The following is a 23,988-nucleotide window of genomic DNA, read 5'->3' on the forward strand; positions in this document are numbered from 1 at the left end:
GGCTTATTAATCATATTTATACTTCACAAACCAAAGGTCGTTCAGCGTGAAGGAGAGGCGTAGGTTAATGTAGTTCTCTTTTACCAGTCCGTTTGTTAAGGTGCCGCGTTTGCCGTATTCGGCAGCAAGGTTAATTTTATAAAACGCGGTATTGTTACGTGGTAAAGGCAGGCCCAACCCAAAGGTGGCCGCGTATCTTTTAATATTGGTATTGTTTACGTACAGGTAAGTTTGATCGTATATCACCCCAAAGCGGTAATCCACACGTGCAAAATAGTTGGATAGCGAGTTCATGTTAGGGGTTATTTGCCCGCCAACATTAAATGTTTTGCTATTTTGCAAGCCTTTGTTTACGCCTGCAACGCTTAGGTCGCTCCAGTTACCAATGCTGTAATCCGCACCAATTAAATATTTGCCATCGTACTGGTAGCTTACACCAAAGTGGTGTATCTGCGGCAGGTTTATTTTTGCTTTGGCGTCCTTACGGTTTACAAGGCTGTCTGTAGCAACACCTTCATCACCGTTTTCGGTAAAGTAGCTACTTACAACGTAGCTGTTTTGCGTTGTAAGTTTTGAGCTTGTAGAAGCAGAATAACCCAATACAAGGTGTTTCCGGGCAGAGAAATCGATACTGTACTGCACGCCATAATCGTAATTAAGGCCGTGGATGCTGTTGCTCTCTTCCACCCTGGAGTTTAAGGTGCCAAACAGGTTAGGTACCTCGGTAGATTGGGTTTCTTTTAAGTTACCAAATATGTACGATGCGTTTGCACCTACCGAAAGACCACCTACGCGTATACCGTAGCCTATGTATGCTTTTGTTAAGCCACCATCGCCACTGTATAAGTAGTTTACGGCGTTGGTATCGGCAGGCATACCGGTGCCAAAATTGGCTTGCGACTGGCGATAGTTATAACCCAGTTCGGTATATGGCAATAAACCAAAGCTCAATGCCGACCTTTTAGACAACGGGATACCGAAAGCCACGTGGCTAAGCCTGAAGCTTGCGTTGGTTTGGTTACTTGCACCGCTTTTGCTAAGGGTATTGATATTGCTGGAGATACCAGCATCTATAACCGTGTAGTTAATAGAGGAATAAGCGGCCGGATTTAAAAAGTTGATGTAGTTGTAACTGTTTATTTTGTTGATAGCGGCACCAATACCACCCATTGCCGCTTGCTGAGGCAAAACGGTAGGGCTTAGATCGCCAAGGCCATATCGCGAATATGGAGAGCTTGTAGTAGCAGTAGATTGTGCATGTGCGCCAAAGGCTGTTGCAGTAAGAGAAAGTATTATTAAGAACCTTATATATCTAATCATTATGCTTTTGTATAGCTGCGTTTAATCCTTTTAGAACCAGGTAAGGCTCATTTTTTATATAGGGGGCAAAGATGCTATTTTTTAACAGCGTATCAAAAAAAATACTATCGCCCCCGTGTAGTATGATATTGTACGCTTTTTGTGTTTTAATATACTCTTCTATAAAGCCCGTAAGCTCGTATTTTATGCCGTTTTGCACCCCCGATGTGATGGCCGAAGCGGTATCATCGCCATATGCGTTACTGAAACTCTCATCGGCCTCTATCAACGGCAGCGCGCCGGTATAATAATTTAAGGCTTTATAACGCATTTTTAAACCCGGTGATATACTGCCGCCAAAATAATTTGCCCCGGCATCAACATAATCGTAAGTGATGGTGGTGCCCCCGCCTATGATGATGTTGCTGGTATGCGGATATAAATGGTTTGCGCCAATTACCGCTGCCAGCCTATCGGGGCCGAGCGTTTTTGGTGTTTTATAATGGTTATTTATGCCGCTGGCAATACTGCTGTTAAAATGTACTACCGTAAATTTATCTTCGAGCATTAGTTGCCAGGGCTCTTTTTCTTTTTTTACAGATGATAATATCGCCTTGTTTATCTGATGCTTATCCAGCAGGCTGTTTATCTCATCATTACCGGGTTGCTGGTATTGCTGCACCTGTAGCAAGTCGTTATCTTTAAAAACAGCGATCTTGGTGAGGGTGTTGCCAATATCAATAACCAGGCTGGTCATTAGGCTTTTGCCAGCGCTAATATCGATTCGAATATCAACACTCCGTCCTCGTTACCTACCAACGCTTCCGAAGCGCGCTCGGGGTGGGGCATAAAGCCAAACACGTTACGTTCTGCATTGCAAACACCTGCTATGTTCTCAATAGAGCCGTTAGGGTTGCTTTCGTCGGTAATGTTACCGGCCTCATCGCAATAGCGGAAAAGCACCTGGTCGTTATCATTTATTGCCTTCAAAACATCAGCATCGGCAAAATAATTGCCCTCGCCATGTGCGATAGGAATCTTTAAAGCACGCTCAGGATCCAGCTGGCGGGTAACCAGCGAATTTGCGGTTTGCGGTTTCAAGTAGATGTTGCGGCAAATAAATTTGCGGTTTTTGTTGTGCAACAATGCACCGGGGAGTAAGCCTGCTTCGGCCAGGATCTGGAAGCCGTTGCAGATGCCCAATACTTTACCGCCTTTAGCGGCAAACTGTATAACTTCCTGCATAATAGGCGAGAAGCGGGCGATAGCGCCAGAGCGAAGGTAATCGCCAAAAGAGAAACCGCCGGGCAAAACAATGAACTCTGCACCTTGCAGGTCGTGGTCTTTGTGCCACAACCTAACCACCTGCTGGCCCATTACATTTTGCAAAACGTGGATGATATCTTCATCGCAATTGGAGCCGGGAAATATTACTACGCCAAATTTCATGCTACAAAACTAATGTTTACGCCGAAATTTGAACGAATGTAAAAGTTAAAAAGTGTTAAACTGGGAATATATTATGCTGATAAGCAGCAATAAATACAAACTTTCGTAAAACCATTTGGTGGTGGCGTTTACAAAATAATAGCTAAAAAACACCGCCGCGGGCACTGCGCACAATATAAAGTGGTTAAGATTAAACGCCGTGCGTACATAAAACGATAGCCCGGTTATTAAAAACATGATAAATAATAACTGGAACGATTTGCGCACCTGCACGTAGCTTTTATAAAAGTTTTGCTGCAGTTTAACAAAATAAAGCACAATGATAATGATCACAGGAACGAGCACCAGGTAATCCAGGTATTCGATATGGATACTGTTGGGGAATTTTGAGCCCAGCGGCGCCCAGATATCGTAAAACCGGCCAAGCCTGCCATTGAGGTAGTAAAACACTGCTAAGAAAAAGAAAACGGTTACATAACCCAGTATCCCAGAAACCCACTCGCGCCAGTTAAAGGGTTTAAATATTACGAGGGCTATCCAAATGGCTAAAAACAGGAATATAAAAGGGAAATAAATAAGCGAGCCAACGGCCACGATCATCCCCAGATCGTACGCGATGGATTTGGCGTCGTCGCTTTTATAAAAGCTGAGGAGTTTGAAGAGCATCCATATTAACAGAAAATTGCAGATAAGGGGGGCGCTCAGTACCATAAACGGTGTAAACAAAGCCGTTAGCGTAACATACATCAAGGCGGGCAGAAAAGTGGGCCTGCTGAGCAGGTTGTAATGGTTAACCAGGTAATTTACCAATACAGCCTGGCTTAGCACCAGCACACCTGCCAAAAACATGTTTAACCCGGGAGAAAATACATACTCGTATGCTACCGGTACCAGCAGGCGGGCAAAGGGTTCAACAAAAATAAATTCCAGTTTATCGGGTACCTGTATAATGTAACCAATACGCAGCACGAACAGCAGGATGGCAAGCCATATTACATTGAGCGGATTGTACACCTTAAAAATATTGACCATAGCGGCTTGCTTGTTGCGGCAAAATTAGCAGAAAAGGGGTATGATTTCGAATGTCGAATGTTCAATTTCGAAATTAAGCTCCTGAAGCCAGCAACAGAAAAATCCGACATTTGAAATCCGACATTCGAAATCCTCTCTACTTCGCGTATTTCTTCACCATATCATCCACAATCTGCGCGGTTTCATCGGGGAAGTTTACGTTGATGCGGGTTGGGTCGGCGAGCCAGTTGTTGATGTGGGTTGGGAAGCTTTCGTTTATGGTGCTTACCACTTTTACGCCCAGTTTGGATGCCGAGAGGGCGTTGCATTGCTGCTCGTACTGTCCCTTCATGGGTATCATCATCACTTTTTTACCCATAAACAGGGCCTCGGCAGGGCCCTCGAAACCGCCGCCGGTAAGCAGGCCGGCGCTGCTGGCCAGGCTGTTGTTAAAGCCATCATTGTTTACCGGGAACACGTGTACATTGCCCTCGCGGTAAGGCGTTTTGGTGCGTTTGGAGAATACGTGCCACTCGGCATCGGTGCCGCCAAGATTTTTTAGCAGGGTTTTATCGCTGTAGGCGGGGAGGTAAACGCTGTAGTGGCCCAGGTTGGAGGTTTCCATACGGCGGATATCGCCGCGGATAACGGGGGTATGGATAAAATCATCGTACCGCTCAAAGTGGAAGCCGATATGGTACGTAGTGGGCGAATAATATTTAAAAAGCCATTCGGCCCAGTCCCACTTTTTGGGGCGGGGCGTTTTTGGCGATACGAACGAGCATTGGTGACTGAGCGATACCGACGGTATCTTCTGCAACCGGCAAGCCCAGGCGCTTACGGGCTCAAAATCGTTGATAATGAGATCGTACTGGTTTAAGGGGAGGCTGTGCATGTCCTTCCACAGCTGGCGCAGGTTCATGATCTTGAAGGTGGCCCAGTTATCTACGCCCCCTTTTTTGCCGAATACAAAGCTAAAACCGTGGAACTTATGGGCAAGCGGCTGGCTCAGGCTCACCTCGGCTTCGGTGCCGCTTACTACCAGGTCTACCTCGCCGTATTGCTGCAGCAGGGGCACAATTTCGCGGGCGCGGCTGATGTGGCCGTTCCCTGTACCCTGTATACCGAACAATATTTTCATAGGCGTAGAATTGCGGGCAATTTAGCAAAGAAAAGTTTATACTGTGTTATTAAATAATGAAATGAAAGTAATTGTATATGCGTTTAACTCTTATTTAATGAACGGCTTGTTCGCGTTCGCGATGTAGCGCGAACAGCCCGAACAAGCCCGAACAAACACCATTTTACCCAGTTTTTAATTGCTTCCACCTAAAATAACCGGCCAACAGGAGCCTTTTTATTTTGGCAGTAACATTGCTGCCTAATTATCATCTACTATTTAATTAACTTTAATTGCATGGATGCCTACGAAGAACAAGCTTATGTACTGCTTAGCCAATGGCGGCAAAACATGCAAAAGAAACCCTCTCTTGCCAACCGCATAGCCAAAGGCCTGCAAAACAAGATCAACAGCATTATCCCCGAAAAGGCGCATCAGGTAATTACCGTTACTATCGAAAAAATGGTGAAGGCGGTGCTTTTCGGCGCTAAATATACCGCCACCGACCGGCTCGCTCCCGATGCTTCGCTACTGCTGCGGGAAAGTTATGTTAAAAGGCAGATTGGCATCTACCAGAAAACCGCCGCGGTAGAGGGTGCTGCTATCGGCACGGGAGGCATTTTGCTTGGCTTTGCGGAATTCCCTATCCTCATCGGTATAAAAATGAAACTGCTGTTTAACATTGCCGCCCTGTATGGTTTTGATGTGAAGGATTATAAGGAAAGGCTGTACATCCTCTACATTTTTCAGCTTACTTTTTGTAGCCAGCAACGCCGCAACAAGGTGTATCATTTGTTAGAGAACTGGGAAAGTTACAGCCGCTTGTTGCCTGCCGGCAGCGAAGAGTTTGATTGGCGCACCTTTCAGCTGGAATACCGCGACTATATCGACCTGGCCAAAATGGCCCAGCTTATCCCCGTTATCGGCGCCGCGGTTGGCGCTATTGCCAATTACCACCTCATAGCCCAGCTTGGCGAAACGGCCATGAATTGTTACAGGATGCGGGTGTTGGGGGGCTCGGTAGTGGTGCGGCGATAACGCCGACCACGGGCTAAATGCTGATTCAATCGTTCCATGGAAAACATAAGAAAAGTGTTCGGTATTCATTTGCAGTGTAAAAATCCAGATGTCAAGGTCATTTATCACGATATTGCTTTGGGGTCATCCCCACATACTTTCTGAATAGACGGACAAAGTAGTTCGGCGTTTCAAATTTTAATTGATTGCTTATCTCGCAACTGATAGGCTGGTGTAGTTGAGTAAATTTTTTGCTTCCTGCATAACCCTGTTAAGTATAAATGATTTGGACGTAGACCCCAAATACTCTTTAGTCATCCTGTTTAGATAATTGGCCGTTATGAAAAGTTTGTCAGCAAAGAACTGAACATCATGTGATCGCAAATAATGTTCATCTACCAGTTGTACGAAGGCCTGAATATGCCTGTTGGCCTGTTCTTCTTTCGTGATGGTGTCGTTAGTCATAACCGGTACTACCTCTGCCCGTTCAAGCAGTGCCAGGATCAGATATACCAATGCCCGGAGAACATGTTCACTGCTGCTAACGCCCAGTTGGATTTCATTGTTTATTTGCTCCAGATATCCTATAACGTTTTTAAAGAGCTCTTTGTTAAGCCGTATCAACGGAGAAGTACGACCATGTTTCAGATACCTGAATTTGTTTATAAACTGTTTATCGTTGAAGAATGAAAACAGAAATTCTTCTTCAAATAGCAACACGTAGCCTTGCATTGCGGTCTGTTTTGGCCAGCTCCAGATCTCGCCAGGAATAGAACAGATCACATCCCCTGACCGGACATGCAATTCCGTTTGATTGATAAATACGTTTTCATTCCCACTGGTTATAAATGTCATATCATAAAAAGTAAGCCTGTGGATGGGCTCTTTTTCTATGTACTTATTAATTTCAGAAATCGGAACAATATCTATCAATAAAGTTTTCCCATATTTTTCATTGACAAAATGATACTGAACTATTGATTTCATGACGATTAAGATAAACAGATTTTTTAGCAATTGTCACTCATAATTTATGACAGTGAGCAGCACCCATGATATTTGATCGATATCAAACACCCTGATCGATCAATACAAAAGCACCAATAGTGACATTAATGGCACGATTTGTCTATCTCATACTATTTTGACTGCCTATACCTTTGTCAGCAGCTGATCAAGTATTTACTATTCACAGTTAAGTTACTTAGATCAGTATCATTTAACAAAAAATAAACAATAGCATTATGAAGTATTTTATCGAAATGTTTTCACCCACACAAGCCTGGCTTGATCTAAGCAAAGAAGAGAGAGCCGCTTACCTGACTCACGTTAACGATTCTTCGAAGGGACTGATGGACCAGGGTGTAGTGATAGTTAGCATGAGCGAAAATGACCAGGACACCCTTCATCGTGCTGGCTATAATTTCTTTGTTATCTGGACAATCCCAACGGATGAGCTTGCCAATGCTGTTCAAGAGCTTATGGCAGATTCGGACTGGTTTACTTACTTTGATCAGTTAAATTTAAAAGGCGATTCTACAGATATTTTTAAAAAACTGATTAATATCTAATCTCAAAGGGTTGTCGGCGGCTCTATTTTACTTCGGTTGTCTGATGTACTGATGATATAAATTCTTTGTAACAGAATTTTTAAACATTTCATTTTATATGTTTTTCTTCAAAATACTCTCTGCGACAAGTTTGTAAGATTTAGTAACAAGATCCTGGATTAATTCCCAGGAGACATCCCCGTTTAAATCAATACTTATCCAGTGTTTTGAACTTAAGTTAAATGGTTTGTTGATGCCCTCGTGTTCCCTAAGCTCATCAATGAGCTTGGGATCACATTTTACTGTACAACGATCAAATTTATTAAGGTCGAACAGGCAGAACATCTTCTTACCAACATAAAATACGAGGATAGACCGTGAATTTTTAAAGAAACCCTCGAATGGCATACCTTCCCGGGTTTCCGGGAATGACAGACAGAAATCTCTGAACTCTTCTACATTCATATATGAAGTGAGGTAACATCTTTAAGCAAATGCCTAACAATTGAAGGTATGCGTTTTTATGATTTATTTACCATGGTAATACCTCGCCAGACTCAGAAAAAGTACCCGTTGGTCCATTGTCATCCAGCAGGGCTAATGCTACTCCTGTTTTCGCACCGTCTTCAGGTGTAAGTGGCGCTTGATCTGAGCCGATGGATGTTTTAACCCAACCAGGATTTGCTGCATTTACTTTTATTTTAGTTTCGCGAAGTGCGTGAGCCAGAAAAACTGTAAACTGGTTTAAAGCTGTTTTTGATGCACTGTAAGCATATGGTTTTAAAGCGTACAGCCAATGAGCTTCATTCAAATGAACGCCAAAGGAACCAGAAACGCTGCTGATGTTCACAATTCGCCCCGCCTCGCTTTTTTTGATCGCCGGCAATAAAGCCTGGGTCAGCTCCACAGTTCCAAAATAATTAATGTCAAAAGTATCACGAAGAGTTTGTAATGTAACGGATTCTGTGTTATTTCCGAACCATGCGCCGTCTAAAAATACGGCTGCGTTATTGACCAGGATGTCCAATGCGCCATACTCGCTTTCAATGTAGCTTTTAACGTTCTCTATATCTGTCGAATCACTGATGTCCAGTCTTATGTAGGTAACATCTAACGACAAGCCCCGTAAAACTGCTTCTGCTTTTTTACCTTCAGTTTCATTTCTTGCCCCTAATAAAACCTTGATATTATGTTGTGCAAGTTGTTTCGCTGTTTCAAAACCAATGCCCTTATTGGCACCGGTCACTAATGCTATCTTTGTCATATTGAAAATTGTTTAATTTCAATGCAAAGGTAGAACGGACGCATAGCCAGTGTTAGCGCAAATAAAACCGATCCTTACTAAAATCAAACTTATTTGTCTCAGATCTTTGAAAGAGCAAACTATTCCTTGTGTAGTTTTCTGTAATCAGTAGGAGAACCATTTGCATGCTTTTTAAAAAATAGATTGAAATGGGAAGGCTCCTCGAAACCGAGTGCAAAGGAGATCTCCGCAATGTTCCAGTTGGTTAATTTTAATAAGATCTTAGCCTCTTGAACAAGTCTTGCTGCGATGATCTCTGTTACTGTCCTTCCTTTAGATAATTTTACCTGGCGGTTCAAATAATTGGGATGGAGTGACAGGCTGTCTGCGAAATCTTTTGAAGTTTTAAATTTGATCGCATCCTGCGGGGATTCTATGGGAAACTGCGATTCTAATAATCTTATGAAGGAACAGGCGATAACCTCGGTCGTATTATTTGTTTTTACGAAAGAGGTAACCGGAGCGAGGTTTTGTGCATTAAAAATGATTTCAAGTAGATAAGTACGTTGCAGATTATCTTTAAAGGCGCTATTTACTTGTTTTTCATTGAATATTTTAAGGTAGATATCAATAAAATTTTTCGTTTGCTCCTCTGTGAGCGAATAGATGTTCTGCCTGCCTGGTTTATAGATCGGGAATTCAAGTAAACGATAACCACTGTTAGCTTTAGTAATAAACTCTTCTTTAAACATGCAGCTGATCCCGGAGTATCCCAAACCGGTCGCGTGTATCCCAAAAGGAATTTTGGTTGTGGTGAAAAGTAATGAGTTACCCGAAATATCAATGTTTCTATCTTCAAATTCAAGTCGATATTCCCCTTGCAATAAAGTGGCCGTGTAAAATATCTTCCTGTTATATTCAAATGAAAAAATCGGGTTATTAGCTATACTCAGATCCAGTATATGGAAAGTAACTGCATCATTTTGAATGGTGTCTGATATTACAGAGGATTTTGCGGGGGCAATAGAAGATGTATCATCAGGTAATTTCATATACTAAAGTATGCAAAAATTTATAGAACGTTAATTGATGTTGGGGATAGGGACTCTTCAGCCTGTGTTCGGTGTTATCACCGCACCGCTTCCAGGGCATTACTTCCAAAGGGTTATATATGTTCCATGTAATGCGTTATGATTTCGTTAGGAGTATTCAAAATATAATACCCTGCCGACGAATACTTATACTCCCCGGGTAATTGACATAGGCTCGCTTGGTCGAATCAGGTTGTCAACCCTTATCGTAATTACTTATTTATAAGTTACAAACTCAAACAAATCCGTGTACGATTGTTGTATTTGTACAACTCCTATCTTTAACAGATCGCTTAAGATTCTCCACCCACTTATCCGGCTCATTTTAATAGGCTTGTTGCTTTACTTAATTTAACTTTTAACTAACACTATACAATGACATCCATCAAAAATGTACACCCGCTAAGTGCAGAGGCACTTTTTCTTATTTTAAAGAAAGATTTTGCCAACGACATTAATGCCAAAATGAATTCGAGTTTGAGTATAGAATATGCGCACGTTTACGATATCATCAATGTTTCCTTCCCGGAAATTATAGAAGGTACTGTATTTACCATTACCGTTACCGAAAATGAAATAGCGTTAACAAACAATGGCGATGATACAGAATACCAAACAAATTTACTTGGGCAGCACCTTCACGATTTCCTGGTTGAACAGTCCAGTTAAGAGAAAATAGATTTTCCGCTACAGGATAAATAAACTATTTAACTGCCCTAAAAATAAGGGCAGTTAATATTAACAAACACATTATGGAAGAAAAAAAAGAAGACATCTCGGTGATTGAACATATCAGGCAACTCACAGAAAGAGAAGAGCATTTATATGGCAAAACGGAACTAACCGATGAGGATATTAAGGAAATGCACATAGTAAAGTCTGAACTTGACCAGTACTGGGATTTGCTTCGTCAGCGCCGGGCTTTCCGCGATGCGGGAGATAACCCGGATAGGGCACAAATGAGATCGGTTGATACGATAGAGCATTACAAAAAATAATGCGAATTCGGTTATCACGCCGGGGCTTTTGGCATATATTGCCTTGATTGATTCTTCAGTAGAAATAATACATTTGTCAGCGACTTATCTGGAAGTATGATTGATAAAGATAAAAAGATAAAAAAACTCATTAAGCTAAATGATGAGTTAGAGAATTATTTCCGGAACACGATAATTCCGCAATTGTTTGTGGATAGTGACCTGATCCTTAGGAAATTCACGCCTCCGGCTATGAAGCAGTTTTCGTTGAAAGTAGGCGACGTAGGTAAGAACATAGACGATATTAAAGATAATTTTCGCTTCCCTACTATAGTGGAAAATATTGAACAGGTAATTAATAGTAATGAGATATTGGAGAAGGAGATCCAGACAACGGATTTACGATGGTATCAAATGAACATTATACCCTACGTTATTACGAAAACCAAAAAAACCAATGGGGTGATCATCACCTTTGTTGAGATAACGGCAAGGATAAAGGACCTGGTTAACCAGGAAGGTTTAGTTGCCGAGCATGAAACATTGCTGGATACTATATCTCATGATATTAAAGGACCGTTAACCAGTTTGCTTTTAACTATCAATCAGCTTAAAACGGTTTCTACCGATAGCTCTAAAGCATTTTTAATGTTCTTTGGGATTTTAGAGGGCTCCGTTAAAAAAATGCAAGCCCTTATAACAGAGTTAACTGATGCCGGCAGGTTGAAGCATAAATACAAAGCAGAGGAGGAGCTTTTGGATTTTGAAAATATCCTCGAAGATGTGCGTCTTACCCTGGCAGGCACAATTATGGAATCGGGCGCTGTAATTAACTCCAGCGTTAAAGTGGCTGAAATATTATATTCCCGCCGAAAACTGAGGAGTATAGTTTATAACCTGGTAAATAATGCCATTAAGTTTCATTCCCCCAACCGCACTCCCGAAATAACGATAAGTACCAAAAAGGAGAAAGGGTACGTGGTAATAAGCGTAAAGGATAATGGTATTGGTATAGATAAAAGTAATCAAAAAGAGGTGTTTTCAAAGTACAGCCGTATCGAAAATACCGTTGAAGGTTCGGGTATCGGCTTGTACCTGGTCAACGAGATCGTAACAAACTCAGGCGGCAAAATAGTGTTGAAAAGTGAGTTAGGGAAAGGTTCCGAATTTCAGGTTTATATCAAAGCAGAATAAGTTTCCCTTTTGGCCTGTGGCAGGTGTTATCACCGCGCCATAGGTCGAATCCTAATAAGATCAGTTTTTGGAAGGGCTTTTTAGCCATTAACTTCCAATTTATATCCTTTGCCGCGTATTACAACAATGTTGATATTGGGATCGAACTCCAGTTTTTTCCTCAATTTTGATATGAACATATCCAGGCTGCGCCCCACAATAACACCTTCATCCTCCCAAATCTCTTTTTGAAGCCGGCTTCGCTCTATAGTTTCGTTTGGCGACAACGCGAAAATGAGCAGTACACGGGTTTCTGTGGCGGTTAGGTCTATCGTCTTTCCGTTTATGATTAGCGTACGATTCTTCGCATCGAACGACACCGCGCCTAAAGTTAATACGTCAGTATATTGATCTTCAGTTAAAGCCTTCCGCGGCTTAGCTGGTCTCCAAATAATAAAGCCAACAATTGCTAAAAACGAAAGGCTGCCCAGGAGATATCCATTCTTTGCAGTAATTATCCCCGTTGGTTTAAATTTAATGTTGATCATGTAACATGCCTTAGGCTGCTTTCTTCCTTTGCATGGTACAATATCATTTTTTTTGTTTTTGGATATAGCGTACCCATAGGCTACACTGTCGGTGCCACAGGTGAGAATGTTAACAACATAATCACTGGCGAAGGGGTCGTTGGCTAACAAACGCTGAGTAGTATTCACCAGGGAATTGGGTGAAAAACTAAGCTTATTCTCAAACCTTATCTGGTATTCATTCTCCGCGATCTTTTTTACCGGGAGTACCCTTGATGTACTATCGCCCGATTGTAGGAGTAGTTCATGCCCGATGCTGCGGAGCAAAACTTCGCGTCTGGCAATATCAAAATCGTCAGTGCCGGTTGTACTGAAAGCCACGCAGATCACAGAGATAAGCGAGAGTAATATCAAGCCGAGCAGGTATTTGCGTTTCCCGGAGAGGAGATTTGGGCTATCTAACATACTATTTACGATTTATTTACAAAGGTTACATTTTTATTTACAATCTAAATTCTCCGCACTGCAATATATCAAAGTAATTTTGTTGAATCAGTTTTGAAAGGATATGAAAATAAAAAGCACGTCTTATCCGATCTGATCTGTCAGGAGAATTTTATGTTATTTAATAAACCCACAAAAAGTATGAAAAAAGTAATTTATGCGCTGATCTTACCACTGGTTGTGGTGAGCGGACTGGTATTTGCGAATAGTGCAATTAAAAATGATGCTGCTCGCAAGCCGCTTTCTGCTGCCGAAAGCAAAGCAGCTCACCGGGACGATAAAAAGAAATGGGAAGCTTCTCCCGACGGTTTAAGGTATAAAAAATGGGAAACATCCCCCGACGGTATAAAAGCGCATGCCAGTGCCGATAAAATAAGAAAGCACATAAAAGATTTTTCCAATATGGAGGGGGTTATAACCTCTATTTCCCGTCCGTCGGGATCAGTAGGCGGCTTCGGAATGCTGGTAAAGATCAATGACGATGAATATATTGTTAATTATTGGCCGGAGAAGTCTGACAAGGATGTTACGAAGTATAACAATGATCTTAGGCAGTTGAATAGCCTGAAAGTTAACGACAAAGTAATTATAAGAAGCCATAGCGCAGGTTATTTGGGTAAAGGCCACAATGTAGTATTAGCGGGCGACTATATTGAGCGGGACAATAAAGTAATTTTTAAACGGGACCCACGCAAAGGTGGTTGCTAAGGATCACCAGCTTCGCAATGCGACCAAAGCCTCAAATTGAAAGATTTGAGGCTTTGGTGTTTTGGGGGTTATTCACTCCTCAAACTCTTCACCGGGTTGGCCAATGCTGCCTTTATGGCCTGGAAACTGATGGTTGCCAGTGCAATAATGATGGCTACAAGCCCGCCTGCCACAAATAGCCACCAGCTGATGGTGATGCGGTAAACATAATCCTGCAGCCATTGGTGCATGTAGTACCAGGCAATAGGGGCTGCAATGGCAAAGGCTATGGCAATAAGGATGATAAACTCTTTCGAAAATAAATAAACAATGTTGCCCGCAGTTGCACCAAGTACCTTACGGATCCCCACTTCTTTTACCCGCTGCACGGCCATAAACGAGGCTAAGCCGTATAAACCAAGGCAGCTGAGGAAGATGGCGATGGCGGCAAAGATTTTATACAAGGCGGCCAACTGGTTTTCCTGTTTGTAAAAGCTTTCAATTTTATCATCCAAAAACCGGTATTCGTAAACAAAATCGGGAAAGGTTTGCTCAAATATTTTTTTAACCGATTGCATGGTTGCAGGCATATTTGTGGTGGCCAGTTTTATCCCGGCCTGGTTGTACATTGTTACGTTTGTGGTAACCAGTAAGGGTGCCAGGTTATGGCGGAAGGAGCGGTCGTTAAAATCCTTCAGCACGCCAACAACCGTACAATTTATCCGGTCGTCCCACATGCTTATTTCTTTGTTCAGTATATCGTTCGGGTTTTTGATCCCCAAACTTTTCAGGAGCGATTCATTCACCAGGAACTCCCTCGTCGTGCCGGAAGGTTTCAGGTTTCGCCCGGCTATCAGCTGTAATTTGTAGGCCGGCACATAGCCCTCGTCGGCAAATTTGGTGATCACCTTAAAATCTGTCTCCTTTATGGCGTGGTTAAACCTGATGGCGTTCCAAAGGTCGTTGCCATTTTCTACCGGGGTGTTGGAGCTGTAGCTTACCGCCTTTACGCCGTTTACCGATAATAACTGGTTCCGTAAATAATCCAGCCGGCTGATGCGGACGCTATCCACACGGAACGGAACGTTTACAATCGCCTCTTTATCAAAACCGAGGGGCTGATTCATAAAGAAATCCATCTGCCTTGCAATAATAAACGTGCCGATGATGAGTGCCTGCGCAATAATAAACTGCCCTACTACCAGGCCCCGCCGTAAGGAGATTCCGTTTGCGGTATTTACGGTGATCTTACTTTTTAGGGCATTAACAGGATTGAAACCCGATAAAACAATAGCGGGATAAAAACCTGCGAGTGCGGTTACCACAATGGTTACCGCTAAAAGGAATAAAATAATTACAGGATCGCTGAAGATGTTGAAGGAAAGCGAAAGCTCTAAAAGTCGGTTTACATACGGCAACGCAAGCATGGTAATAGCCGCCGCAAGTATTACGGCGCCGGTTACTATCAAAAATGCTTCGATGATGAACTGGATCTGCAACTGATGTTTACTGCTCCCCAAAACTTTGCGCACGCCAACCTCTTTTGCGCGGTTAACAGCCTGCGCGGTGGAGAGGTTGATGAAGTTTACGCAGGCAATTAGCAGGATGAACGCCGCGATGAGCCATAATACATTAAGCAACTGGTGACTGATTGTTTTGTTGCTGTAATTACCGGCCTCGGTATCATAATGCACAGCGCTTAGGGGCTGCAAAATATGCGTATCCTTATTAACGGGAGATTGTACTTTGAGGGAATACGCCCGCAATTGCCGGTTAAAATTATCGACCGATACATTCGGTGGCAGTAAAACATAGCAGCCAAAATCCGAGTTCGTCCTGTCCTCCCAATCCGTGGATTTTAGCATATCAACTCCGCTGCCTGTTGCAAACGAAACGACGAGCTTTAGCTGAAAGTCGGTATTTGAAGGGATGCTTGCCAAAATGCCCGAAACCTTCAACACATCGGTGCCATGGCTAAATATAAACCCGCCTGCCTGCAGCTTTATGGTTTTGCCTATTGCTGTTCTCCAGTCGCCAAAGTATTTTTCCGCTGTTTCTTTGGTAAGCAATACATTGTCGGGATCGTTTAAGGATGCGTACGAACCTGCCAGCAAAGGGAAATCAAAGGTTTTAAAAAAGGAAGGATCGGTATAAAATACACCCCGCTGCTCTTTAAATATCTTTTCGGTGTTGCCATTGTTATCCAGTATCAGTAACTGGTCGTTTTGGCTTGCATAAATTGGCGCTACCTGCTCTATTTGCGGGAAAGCCGTTTTCAACCCTACAGGCATGGGAAAGGGCACGTCCTTGCTGTAAGAAACGGTTGCTGCTTCTGCGTGATGGTATTCGGTGAGCACACGATAGATGCGGCGCTGCTTTGCATGAAAATTATCGAAGCTTGTTTGAAATTGTATAATGATAAAGATCACTATACAAACGGCAATACCCACGGCCAGGCCGGTAACATTAATAGCAGCGTAGCTTTTATTGCGTGTGAGGTTGCGCCAGGCTATTTTGAAATAATTTTTAAACATATAGTTGCGGGTTAGTTTGTACCGAAACCATTTTGGGCTGGCTTCCTGGGACGAAACTACCGTCGCAATCGCTGGCGAACGCTCCAAATTATAAGATGGGCGCTCTTTTTTAAGATCGTTTTTATATTCCACCGGGCTTTTGCCCGTGATCTGTTTAAAAGTGCGGTTAAAGGTGGTTTTAGAATTGAAGCCCGATTCGAATGCAATGCCCAGCAGGGTGATGTGGTCATATGCGGCGTCCTGCATTTTACGGGTTACTTCCGCAACGCGGTATTCATTGATAAAATCGTTAAAGCTTTTTTTGAGCACGGTGTTGATGATGCGGGATAACTCGTGAGTGGTTAGCTCAAGCTTTTCGGCAAGCGAGCTTAAGCTTAGCTCCGGGTCCAGGTAATACAGGTTGGCTTTTAGGGCTTTCTTTAGCCAAATACCACTTTGCTTCATTTCCGCGGGAAGCGGGAGCTTTAAATATGGAATAGGGGCTGTCGACATGCCGGTTTCCTGCCTTAAAAAAGCTGCGGCCGCCATCCCGATGGCAGCTACCGCTAAAAGAAGATATAAAGGATAATAAGCATGGATACTTAACCGGGAATGGTGATAAAAATAGTCGGCGGCTGTAAAAGGGATCCACAAAAGCCATAACGCGCCGAAACCTATTAGCGAGTGATGCAGCCACCGCAATTGGTAGCGGTGCCGGTCGCCACCGTTAAATTTAAGGCCCCGGTAAAAGCGTTCTACCAGTTGGTAAGATGCGTATAGATAGACGCTTACCGAAATGAAGGCCAGCAATTGCAACGCCGGGTTCAGCTGATGAAAGGCGGGCGTGTTATAAGTAGCCGTTCCGGTTATGATACTATCCCTAACTTCTAAAACATGAATACCCAATTCCAGCAACAGCGGACTAAAATGTAACAGGTCCTTCCGGCGGAATTGATACTCCGGCCGTGTTATCTTCATCACATAAAAAAAGATGAGGGGGCCAAACGCCAGCGAAAACCGCAGTGGCAGCAAGCTCCAGCGGGGGAAGTGGGTAGCAAGGCCGATGTCCCGGCCCAGTACCCAAAGTAACCATAGCACCAGGGTAGTTAGGGCTAAACTTAAAAATCGGTTTGCAGCTTGGTTTGTTCTTTTAGCGAACCCTAATTGCAACGCAAAAGAGAACCCGATAAATATCGCTCCCAGGAAGGCCAGGTGAAAGGGGGTGATATGGAAGGTATATGTATTCAAGTTTTTCTTTATCTCAAGGCCTGTTCCATCAAAACAAGGACAACTAATTTACGAGAATTAAACGGGGTAAAGCAGAATAATTGCGATAGAACCCCAAAATGGACCGCCACCTCTGTCATGCCGGCATCAGGAAATAAAAAATTTAATTTTTTTTGAAATGTTTGGCGATGTGAGTCGTCTGATAGGTATAAATACATTTAATATGCAAAACAATTACCTCACCCATATATCATTACCCGCGCTCAGCGCCGCCCCTCACCGCGAGCAGGAACTCGCCATTTTGTTTTTAGACGTCCGCAATTTTACCGGCCTGATGGAATCGCAGCCAGAGCAGTACGTTATCCAGATCGTTCGCCGCCTTTTTACCGCGTTCAACCAGATCATCAAAAACTTTAGCGGCAAAATTGTGGAAACCGGCGGCGATAGCCTGTACGCCGTTTTTGGCCTACAGGATACCCTGCGCGATGCCGTGAACAATGCCTACCAGGCAACACTGGCTATGTTTAAAACGGTTAATTTGTTTAACGATTCGTATACAGCAAACGATGATAACGCCCCGCTGGAAATGGGTGCCGGCTTACACGCGGGCCGGGTTTTTATAGATGAATTTGCTTTGGAAGGCTCACCACAACTTGCGGTAATGGGCCTCCCCGTTAATATAGCCGCCCGCCTGCAGGCCAAAACCAAAGAGCTGGATAACGACCTGCTGATCTCCGAATACGCCTACCAGTTCCTCGGCCAGCAACAGTTAGCTGCCGGCCAGCAAGCTGTGGCGCTACAGGGCATCACCCAACATTTACAGGTGCGCCTCGCCGGCAGCCCTTATCACAAAGGGCTGTTTTTGGAAGAAGCGGAACTGGAAATGGATTATTTGCTGGCGATATCGGGTTGATTTGTGTGGCGGGTAAGCTGAAAGCTTTCTTTATTTTAGGTCGAAGTTTATAAACTTCGACCAGTGGGAGCGGGTGGGGGGCAATACCAATCATCGCAAAGCCTAAGTTGAACCCCTGAGTTAGTGCCGTATTAAAAGACACCATATTAGTCTTCTTCATAAACGGCTAATTAGTAATGGAATACAGTTAATTCTCTTCAATACCACTTAGTTTGCCAGGACCTTAGGCGATTAAAATGCTGTCGACAGCATTGCTGTAAGCTGTTTCCTTGATGCCGTGAAGCTCGGCGCCGTCTGCACGGAAAGCAGTAACATCAGTCATGCCTAAAAAACCAAGAAGAACCTTCAAAAAAGGTACATTGAAGTCATTCTTGATGTATGGCATATTAAATTCCGGAATTACCGGAGCGTTTTCGTCATAAATCCAGCCCGAGGAAAAAGCGATATAAACCTTTTTTCCTTTGATTAACCCTTCCGGGCCGTTTTCTGTGTAGCGGAATGTTACGCCAGGCCTGGTGATGTGGTCTAAAAAGGTTTTTAGCGTAGAGGTGATAGTGAAATTATACATAGGTGAATCAATCACCAGGATGTCTGACTCCTGCAACTCTGCAATGATATCGTCGGAGTGTTTAACTGCTATAGTCTGTTCGGGAGTGCGGTTCTCCTCGGGCGTATAGAACGAACTAATAAGCGCTTCTCCCATATGCGGAAAAAGAATTTTTGACAGGTCATAATCTTTCACAACGCTGCCTGGGTGCGTTTCTCTAATCTTATCAACAACGGCATTTCCTAATTTTCTACTTACCGATCCTTCAGTGCGTGGACTGGAGATTATGTGCAATACTTTTTTCATGATTTTTACTTTTTTGTTTTTTAACACCGCAAACATATGTACATTTGTAATTATTAAGTTATTAATAATCAAAAGGTTAGTAGTAACTTTTAGGTTACTACCTCATGGAGTATGATAGGAAAAAACAATCAAACCGTAATGTATACGGAGTTGCAGTGCTTAAGAAATCTGGCTGCAATTGAAGACGCTTTATACGTCTTGGGAGGTAAATGGAAATTGAGAATTGTGATTGCGCTTGTTAGCGGATATTGCCGTTTCAATGAAATACAACGCACCATCAAGGGGATCTCAGCGAGAGTGCTCTCCAATGAATTGAAGGATTTGGAACTGAACGGTTTAGTGGAAAGAGTGGTTCAGGCCAATCAGAAACCTGTTATTGTCGAATATATTGCAACGGAGTACGCCCAAACACTGGGAGATATTATTGCTGCTCTGACTGACTGGGGATATGAACACAAGAGAAAGCTGACCCAGCATCCAGAAGCTGATGTCAAAAGATCCGTTGTTATCTGATTGCAGTTTCGCCTGGTGGTTCTTTTCAGCTTGTGGTAGGTGTTATCATCATAGGTGTTCAGAAGATTAAAGAAAGCGGGGGGAATGTGCGATTCCCCTCTTGAGAGAATAGTAGCCCATCATTAGACAGGCGGGTAATTCATAAGACGTTCCGCTGGAACGTTAGAGGGTTCTTTGGTATTTTCTACCCATAAAACATCCCGAAGGGATGAAAAAACAAAATCGTTCCGTAGGAACGTCTCATGGGTAGAAAAACAACGGCAATTTTTACGTTCCTGTGGAACGATTTATGGAATCTGTCTAATGATGGGCTATTGCTCTTGAGAGGGGTGGAGGGGTGTGTTTCTGCTCGATGCATTCCGCAATTCAGCCTGTGGTCGGTGTTATCATCGCACCACTTCCGATAGCTATTTTGTATCCACTGCTTTTTGTATAAATTAGCAAATGTGGATACGCAAGTTGCGTTCTACCTTATACCGCGTCGAATGAAAAAAGCGTTCATCTTATTAGTAGTTACTATCTTACTAAACATCAATGGCTTTGCCCAGCAAGTAAACCAATACGTTAAAATTGAAACCCCGCAGGGCTGGTGTATAGTAATGCTCTATAACCAAACACCGGTGCATCGCGATAACTTTATAAGGCTGGTTAAAAGCGGATACCTTAATAAAACTACTTTTAACCGCATCCTTAAAAACTTTGTGATACAAGGCGGCGACCAGGACTCGCTATATGATAAAGGCCGCACTTTAAATGCCGACCAAAAGTGGATAGCGCCGGAATTGGACACCACTTTATTTCATAAACGGGGCGCTGTGGCCATGGGCCGCGACGATAACCCCGCCCAGTCATCGTTTACCACCCAGTTTTACATTGTAGACGGGCGAAAATATACCAGCGGCAGATTAGATACCATAGAGAAGCGATCTAATGTACACTTTAGCGCAGCACAACGCCAGGCCTACACTACGATAGGCGGTACGCCCTCCCTCGATCAGCACTACACCGTGTTTGGCGAAATTGTAAAGGGAATAGAACTGATAGACAAAATTACCGCCGTGAAAGTGGATAAAAACGGTAACCCCGATATGCCCGTATGGATGAAAATTACCGTTTTAAATTCTAAACAGGTAGCTAAAGTGCTTGCAGGCAAATAGCGCAAACTTTAATGTTCTACATATGGCGGTCATGTCCGCATCGCGAGGAGACTCACCCCCTGCCCCCTCTCTGCTGCGCAAAGAGGGGGTGCCTTTTTCCTTTTTCTTTACCCTCTTTGCGAAGCAGAGAGGGTCGACAAGCGATAGCGATGTCGGGGTGAGTCAAATGTGCGAGCGATAAGAAACGAATTCAATTATTCCGAACACCAATCGTGTTATCACCGTACCACTTCCAAAAGGGCTAATTTGCTCCACCCTGCACATCATCATTACTAATGCTTCTTTTGTTTTTCTTCATGGCCTCTTTTAGTTTACCGAAGCGGTAGTTGAGGCTGGTTGTAAATCCCCTGAAGTAGGCTATGTTGGTATTCGTCTGCGCAAAATCGGGGCCGAATGAATCCCTGATATTATACCTATACTTTGTGAAAGGGTTATTAACCGTCGCAGAGAACGAAAGCTTATCCTTTACGATATCTTTATTAAGGCTGAATGATGTGCTGGCATATGGATTTGAAGTTCCCTGGATAGACAGGTTGGGTCCATTCACAAATGCATTAACGCTTACGCGCCAGCCTTTTTCAAAATTATAGGCAGTGTTTAAAGATGCGCCGTACATCAATCCCTGGTTCTTCACCAGCACGCCGTTTACCAATCCCTGCACCCGCCCGTGCGCTATTCTTCCGTTAAATGATGAGCTCCATTTTTTAGTGATGGGGTAACTGATATTGGTATTGAGGGTAAACAGCCGGGCTTTGCCTGTATTATCAAAACTGCTGCGGGTAATATTAGTGGCCGGGTTAAACACCACAACAGGCATAATCAGGTCGTTAAAATAATTATAGCCGAGCATCAGGTTCAGAGAAGCTTTCTTAGATCTGTTATATCCTAACTGGATGTTATTGGATACTGCGGGCCGGAGGTTTGGATTACCGGATGATTCGAAATTTGGGTTCGACCGGTCGACAAACGGATTGAGCTGATAGATCCCCGGGCGCTGGATCCTTTGCGAGAACCCGAAGTTAAGGCTGCTCATATTCTTAAACTTCTTATTAATGCTCACCGAAGGAATGATATTGAAGAAGTTTTTGTTCAGCTGCGATGAGGTTGAAATAAAATCGGCATCAATGAGGGTCTCCTCAATGCGTGCTCCCGCTTTAAAGGCCCAGCTATTTAAAGTGTACGTATAGCTGTTATAGGCCCCGAACACATTTTGATTATTATCGAATTTATTGCTCCGTGTCGGGTCGAGTTCGAAATTGCCCTTAGCCGGATTGTACGACTGGTATTGAAAATCGCTGTTATTATCCCTAAAAATGGCCTTAACACCTGCTTCTATATTCAATTTCTTTACAGGGTGTACATAATCCACCTGAAAGGTTTGTTCCGAAGATTCCCCTTCGTTGTGCTGAAGATAATCCGGCGTAGTGTAGTTAACACGGTTTGATGCCATCAGGTCGGCATTTTGCCTATTGTTGAAGGTGAAATACTGGTAAGAGAAAGTGAGCAGCCGCTGCTTGTTGCTTTTAAAACCCAGCTGATAATTTAAAGAAGTATTTATTCCCCTGCCGCCGGCCTGGTTGCTGTTAAACAGATCGTACTGCTGCATAAGGCCGCCAGTGCCATTCAGGATAGAATTCTGCAGGTTTGTGCCGTCCTGGTTATTGCCGTTAAGGTTAAACTGACCCGAGATGAGGTTAAGGCTATCTATTTCATAGCTAAACCCGGTTTCTATATACCCGTTTTTGCCATCAAACTCCAGCGAGTTATTCTGGTTAAGGTTAGTGGGGCTGCCGCCGGTAGTTAACCTCACGATGGAACTTCTTACTGCAGGCGTGTTGGCGATATTAGCACCAAAAAATCCGGACAATTCTAACTTGCCTTGTTTGGAAGAAAATGATCCTCCTGCCCTGGGGCCGCCCACCGGGAATACATGGCTTACATTTACGGAGCCATTGTAGCCGTTACTTGTTTTTTTATTGGTTACGATGTTGATAATACCGCCTATCCCTTCCGCATCGTATTTTGAGGAAGGGTTGGTAATAACTTCGATGCTCTGGATGGTGGAGGCGGGCATGCCTTTCAATACATTTTTAGCGTCCCGCTCCATCATGCTGGAAGGCTTCCCGTTAACCAGGATCTTATAACCGCTTTGCCCCCTTAAAAGGAGATTGTCTTCTCCATCTACAGATAACAGCGGAACTTTTCTCATCATCTCCAGCACACTGTTGCTTTTGCTGTCGGGATCTGCCTTAAGGTCGTAAGTGAGCTTGTCGACCTCCTGTTTTACAGTAGGCTTATCCATGGTAATAGCCACCGCTTTAAGCTGGGTGGTTTGCCCGCTGATGGCGATACTCCCCAGGTCAAACACAGGTTTTGTATTATCCGTAAGATCAACCGCTACAGTTTTTGAATTATACCCAACGCTTATTATAGAGAGGAGATATTTTCCTGACTGTAGCTTCTCAAAGGAGAATGTTCCGTCTGTTCTTGTTGCTGCTGTGCGCACAAGTTGCCTGGCTGCATTGCGCAGATTAACTGTTACATAGGCAACCGGTTTCTTTACTACCGAATCGGTTGTGGTTCCCTTTACCGCGAATAGCACCGGCGCAGTTTGCGCGAAGGCCGGAACGATGAAGATGGAAAAGAGGAGGATGAGTATGAGTTTCAATTTCAGTTTCATAGTTTGTTTAGTTAAATGTTTACAGAAAAATTCATGGGCAGATCCGAAGCGCTTTTAACGAGTTGTGTTATTTGCATAATACCATGCTATGCATAGTACTATAGGTGTGAGACACCGCCATAAATAGATTTGTTACACTTATCTAAAAAAAAATTTGCGCCAATATTGATGTTATTGCCAAGGGTTTTTGGACGATAAAAAAATGCGAGGAGAGATGTGCGATTCCCCCCTTGAGAGTAAAGCCCCTAACTTGACAGTGGGAGTAATTCATAAGACGTTCCGCTGGAACGTTAGACGATTCTTCGGCATTTTCTACCCATAAAACATCCCGAAGGTGATGAAGAAAAACAAAGCCGTTCCAGAGGAACGTCTTATGGGTAGAAAAAAAGCGACAATTTTTACGTTCCAGCGGAACGTTTTATGGAATATGCCTATTGATGGGCTATTACTCTCTTAAGAAGGGTGTTTGCAGCGGGCTTGTTGG

Annotated in this window: 23 protein-coding genes; 9 read left to right on the plus strand and 14 right to left on the minus strand. The window is 43.4% G+C overall.

Going from position 1 to position 23,988, the window contains the following annotated elements; all coding sequences use genetic code 11:
* Positions 1-6 precede the first annotated feature (6 nt).
* The 5 genes from IDJ77_RS17795 to IDJ77_RS17815 all read right to left on the minus strand — a co-directional run bounded on the left by IDJ77_RS17795 (position 7) and on the right by IDJ77_RS17815 (position 4,900).
* The gene (locus IDJ77_RS17795; protein WP_191190331.1) at positions 7-1,320 is read right to left on the minus strand and encodes a hypothetical protein; all 1,314 of its coding nucleotides are present in this window, start codon (positions 1,318-1,320) and stop codon (positions 7-9) included.
* Positions 1,313-2,056, minus strand: coding sequence for a type III pantothenate kinase (locus IDJ77_RS17800; RefSeq protein ID WP_191190332.1), 744 nt, complete (start codon positions 2,054-2,056; stop codon positions 1,313-1,315). The genes IDJ77_RS17795 and IDJ77_RS17800 overlap by 8 nt, the downstream gene beginning before the upstream one ends.
* Entirely contained in the window at positions 2,056-2,748 is a 693-nt protein-coding gene (purQ, locus tag IDJ77_RS17805) for a phosphoribosylformylglycinamidine synthase subunit PurQ (protein ID WP_191190333.1), read from the minus strand. The genes IDJ77_RS17800 and purQ overlap by 1 nt, the downstream gene beginning before the upstream one ends.
* 45 nt (positions 2,749-2,793) lie before the next feature.
* Positions 2,794-3,780 carry a DUF6427 family protein gene (locus IDJ77_RS17810; protein WP_191190334.1) on the minus strand — a complete coding sequence of 329 codons (987 nt, stop codon included), beginning with the start codon at positions 3,778-3,780 and terminating at the stop codon, positions 2,794-2,796.
* A 136-nt stretch (positions 3,781-3,916) separates the two neighbouring features.
* A complete protein-coding gene (locus IDJ77_RS17815; RefSeq protein ID WP_191190335.1) occupies positions 3,917-4,900 on the minus strand; it encodes a glycosyltransferase family protein in 984 nt (327 codons plus the stop codon).
* Positions 4,901-5,176: 276 nt separating this feature from the next.
* Here IDJ77_RS17815 and IDJ77_RS17820 point away from each other — a divergent pair, with 276 nt between their 5' ends.
* Positions 5,177-5,917 (plus strand): EcsC family protein, encoded by a 741-nt coding sequence (locus IDJ77_RS17820; RefSeq protein WP_191190336.1) that lies wholly within the window; start codon positions 5,177-5,179, stop codon positions 5,915-5,917.
* 97 nt (positions 5,918-6,014) lie between these two features.
* Here the strand turns inward: IDJ77_RS17820 and IDJ77_RS28040 are convergent, their stop codons facing one another.
* Together IDJ77_RS28040 and IDJ77_RS17830 are read right to left on the minus strand one after the other, a co-directional pair.
* Complete coding sequence (locus IDJ77_RS28040; protein ID WP_191190461.1) at positions 6,015-6,122, minus strand: helix-turn-helix domain-containing protein; 108 nt, start codon at positions 6,120-6,122, stop codon at positions 6,015-6,017.
* Positions 6,107-6,883, minus strand: a complete 777-nt coding sequence (locus tag IDJ77_RS17830; protein WP_191190337.1) for a helix-turn-helix domain-containing protein — start codon at positions 6,881-6,883, stop codon at positions 6,107-6,109. The genes IDJ77_RS28040 and IDJ77_RS17830 overlap by 16 nt, the downstream gene beginning before the upstream one ends.
* Before the next feature lie 257 nt (positions 6,884-7,140).
* On the opposite strand from IDJ77_RS17830, the gene IDJ77_RS17835 reads away from it, so the two are divergent.
* Positions 7,141-7,467: a DUF6616 family protein gene (locus IDJ77_RS17835; protein WP_191190338.1), complete on the plus strand. Its 327-nt coding sequence runs from the start codon at positions 7,141-7,143 to the stop codon at positions 7,465-7,467.
* 93 nt (positions 7,468-7,560) lie between these two features.
* Here the strand turns inward: IDJ77_RS17835 and IDJ77_RS17840 are convergent, their stop codons facing one another.
* From IDJ77_RS17840 to IDJ77_RS17850, 3 genes are all read right to left on the minus strand, one after another.
* On the minus strand, positions 7,561-7,911 hold the full coding sequence (locus IDJ77_RS17840; RefSeq protein ID WP_191190339.1) for an MmcQ/YjbR family DNA-binding protein: 351 nt from the start codon (positions 7,909-7,911) through the stop codon (positions 7,561-7,563).
* Between the two features lie 67 nt (positions 7,912-7,978).
* Positions 7,979-8,710 carry an SDR family oxidoreductase gene (locus IDJ77_RS17845; RefSeq protein WP_191190340.1) on the minus strand — a complete coding sequence of 244 codons (732 nt, stop codon included), beginning with the start codon at positions 8,708-8,710 and terminating at the stop codon, positions 7,979-7,981.
* Positions 8,711-8,829: 119 nt separating this feature from the next.
* Positions 8,830-9,741 (minus strand): helix-turn-helix domain-containing protein, encoded by a 912-nt coding sequence (locus IDJ77_RS17850; RefSeq protein WP_191190341.1) that lies wholly within the window; start codon positions 9,739-9,741, stop codon positions 8,830-8,832.
* Positions 9,742-10,155: 414 nt separating this feature from the next.
* On the opposite strand from IDJ77_RS17850, the gene IDJ77_RS17855 reads away from it, so the two are divergent.
* The 3 genes from IDJ77_RS17855 (at position 10,156) to IDJ77_RS17865 (ending at position 11,951) form a co-directional block, all read left to right on the plus strand.
* Positions 10,156-10,449, plus strand: coding sequence for a hypothetical protein (locus tag IDJ77_RS17855; protein WP_191190342.1), 294 nt, complete (start codon positions 10,156-10,158; stop codon positions 10,447-10,449).
* An 83-nt stretch (positions 10,450-10,532) separates the two neighbouring features.
* A complete protein-coding gene (locus IDJ77_RS17860) occupies positions 10,533-10,778 on the plus strand; it encodes a DUF2630 family protein (RefSeq protein ID WP_191190343.1) in 246 nt (81 codons plus the stop codon).
* 96 nt (positions 10,779-10,874) lie between these two features.
* Positions 10,875-11,951, plus strand: coding sequence for a sensor histidine kinase (locus tag IDJ77_RS17865; RefSeq protein WP_191190344.1), 1,077 nt, complete (start codon positions 10,875-10,877; stop codon positions 11,949-11,951).
* Between the two features lie 80 nt (positions 11,952-12,031).
* Here IDJ77_RS17865 and IDJ77_RS17870 read toward each other — a convergent pair whose 3' ends face one another.
* Positions 12,032-12,922 carry a winged helix-turn-helix domain-containing protein gene (locus tag IDJ77_RS17870; protein WP_191190345.1) on the minus strand — a complete coding sequence of 297 codons (891 nt, stop codon included), beginning with the start codon at positions 12,920-12,922 and terminating at the stop codon, positions 12,032-12,034.
* A 180-nt stretch (positions 12,923-13,102) separates the two neighbouring features.
* On the opposite strand from IDJ77_RS17870, the gene IDJ77_RS17875 reads away from it, so the two are divergent.
* Positions 13,103-13,669 carry a hypothetical protein gene (locus IDJ77_RS17875; protein WP_191190346.1) on the plus strand — a complete coding sequence of 189 codons (567 nt, stop codon included), beginning with the start codon at positions 13,103-13,105 and terminating at the stop codon, positions 13,667-13,669.
* A 68-nt stretch (positions 13,670-13,737) separates the two neighbouring features.
* On the opposite strand, the gene IDJ77_RS17880 is transcribed toward IDJ77_RS17875, so the two are convergent.
* Positions 13,738-17,409 carry an ABC transporter permease gene (locus IDJ77_RS17880; RefSeq protein ID WP_191190347.1) on the minus strand — a complete coding sequence of 1,224 codons (3,672 nt, stop codon included), beginning with the start codon at positions 17,407-17,409 and terminating at the stop codon, positions 13,738-13,740.
* A 202-nt stretch (positions 17,410-17,611) separates the two neighbouring features.
* Here IDJ77_RS17880 and IDJ77_RS17885 point away from each other — a divergent pair, with 202 nt between their 5' ends.
* On the plus strand, positions 17,612-18,301 hold the full coding sequence (locus IDJ77_RS17885) for an adenylate/guanylate cyclase domain-containing protein (protein ID WP_191190348.1): 690 nt from the start codon (positions 17,612-17,614) through the stop codon (positions 18,299-18,301).
* Positions 18,302-18,524: 223 nt separating this feature from the next.
* Here the strand turns inward: IDJ77_RS17885 and IDJ77_RS17890 are convergent, their stop codons facing one another.
* The gene (locus IDJ77_RS17890; protein ID WP_191190349.1) at positions 18,525-19,154 is read right to left on the minus strand and encodes an FMN-dependent NADH-azoreductase; all 630 of its coding nucleotides are present in this window, start codon (positions 19,152-19,154) and stop codon (positions 18,525-18,527) included.
* Positions 19,155-19,265: 111 nt separating this feature from the next.
* Between IDJ77_RS17890 and IDJ77_RS17895 the strand changes: the two genes are divergently transcribed.
* Both IDJ77_RS17895 and IDJ77_RS17900 read left to right on the plus strand, forming a co-directional pair.
* Positions 19,266-19,667 (plus strand): winged helix-turn-helix transcriptional regulator, encoded by a 402-nt coding sequence (locus IDJ77_RS17895; RefSeq protein WP_191190350.1) that lies wholly within the window; start codon positions 19,266-19,268, stop codon positions 19,665-19,667.
* Positions 19,668-20,152: 485 nt separating this feature from the next.
* Complete coding sequence (locus IDJ77_RS17900; RefSeq protein WP_191190351.1) at positions 20,153-20,824, plus strand: peptidylprolyl isomerase; 672 nt, start codon at positions 20,153-20,155, stop codon at positions 20,822-20,824.
* A 241-nt stretch (positions 20,825-21,065) separates the two neighbouring features.
* Here the strand turns inward: IDJ77_RS17900 and IDJ77_RS17905 are convergent, their stop codons facing one another.
* On the minus strand, positions 21,066-23,504 hold the full coding sequence (locus tag IDJ77_RS17905; protein ID WP_191190352.1) for an outer membrane beta-barrel family protein: 2,439 nt from the start codon (positions 23,502-23,504) through the stop codon (positions 21,066-21,068).
* Between the last annotated feature and the right edge of the window lie 484 nt (positions 23,505-23,988).

It is taken from the genome of Mucilaginibacter pankratovii (assembly GCF_014773265.1).
Lineage (GTDB): Bacteria > Bacteroidota > Bacteroidia > Sphingobacteriales > Sphingobacteriaceae > Mucilaginibacter > Mucilaginibacter pankratovii.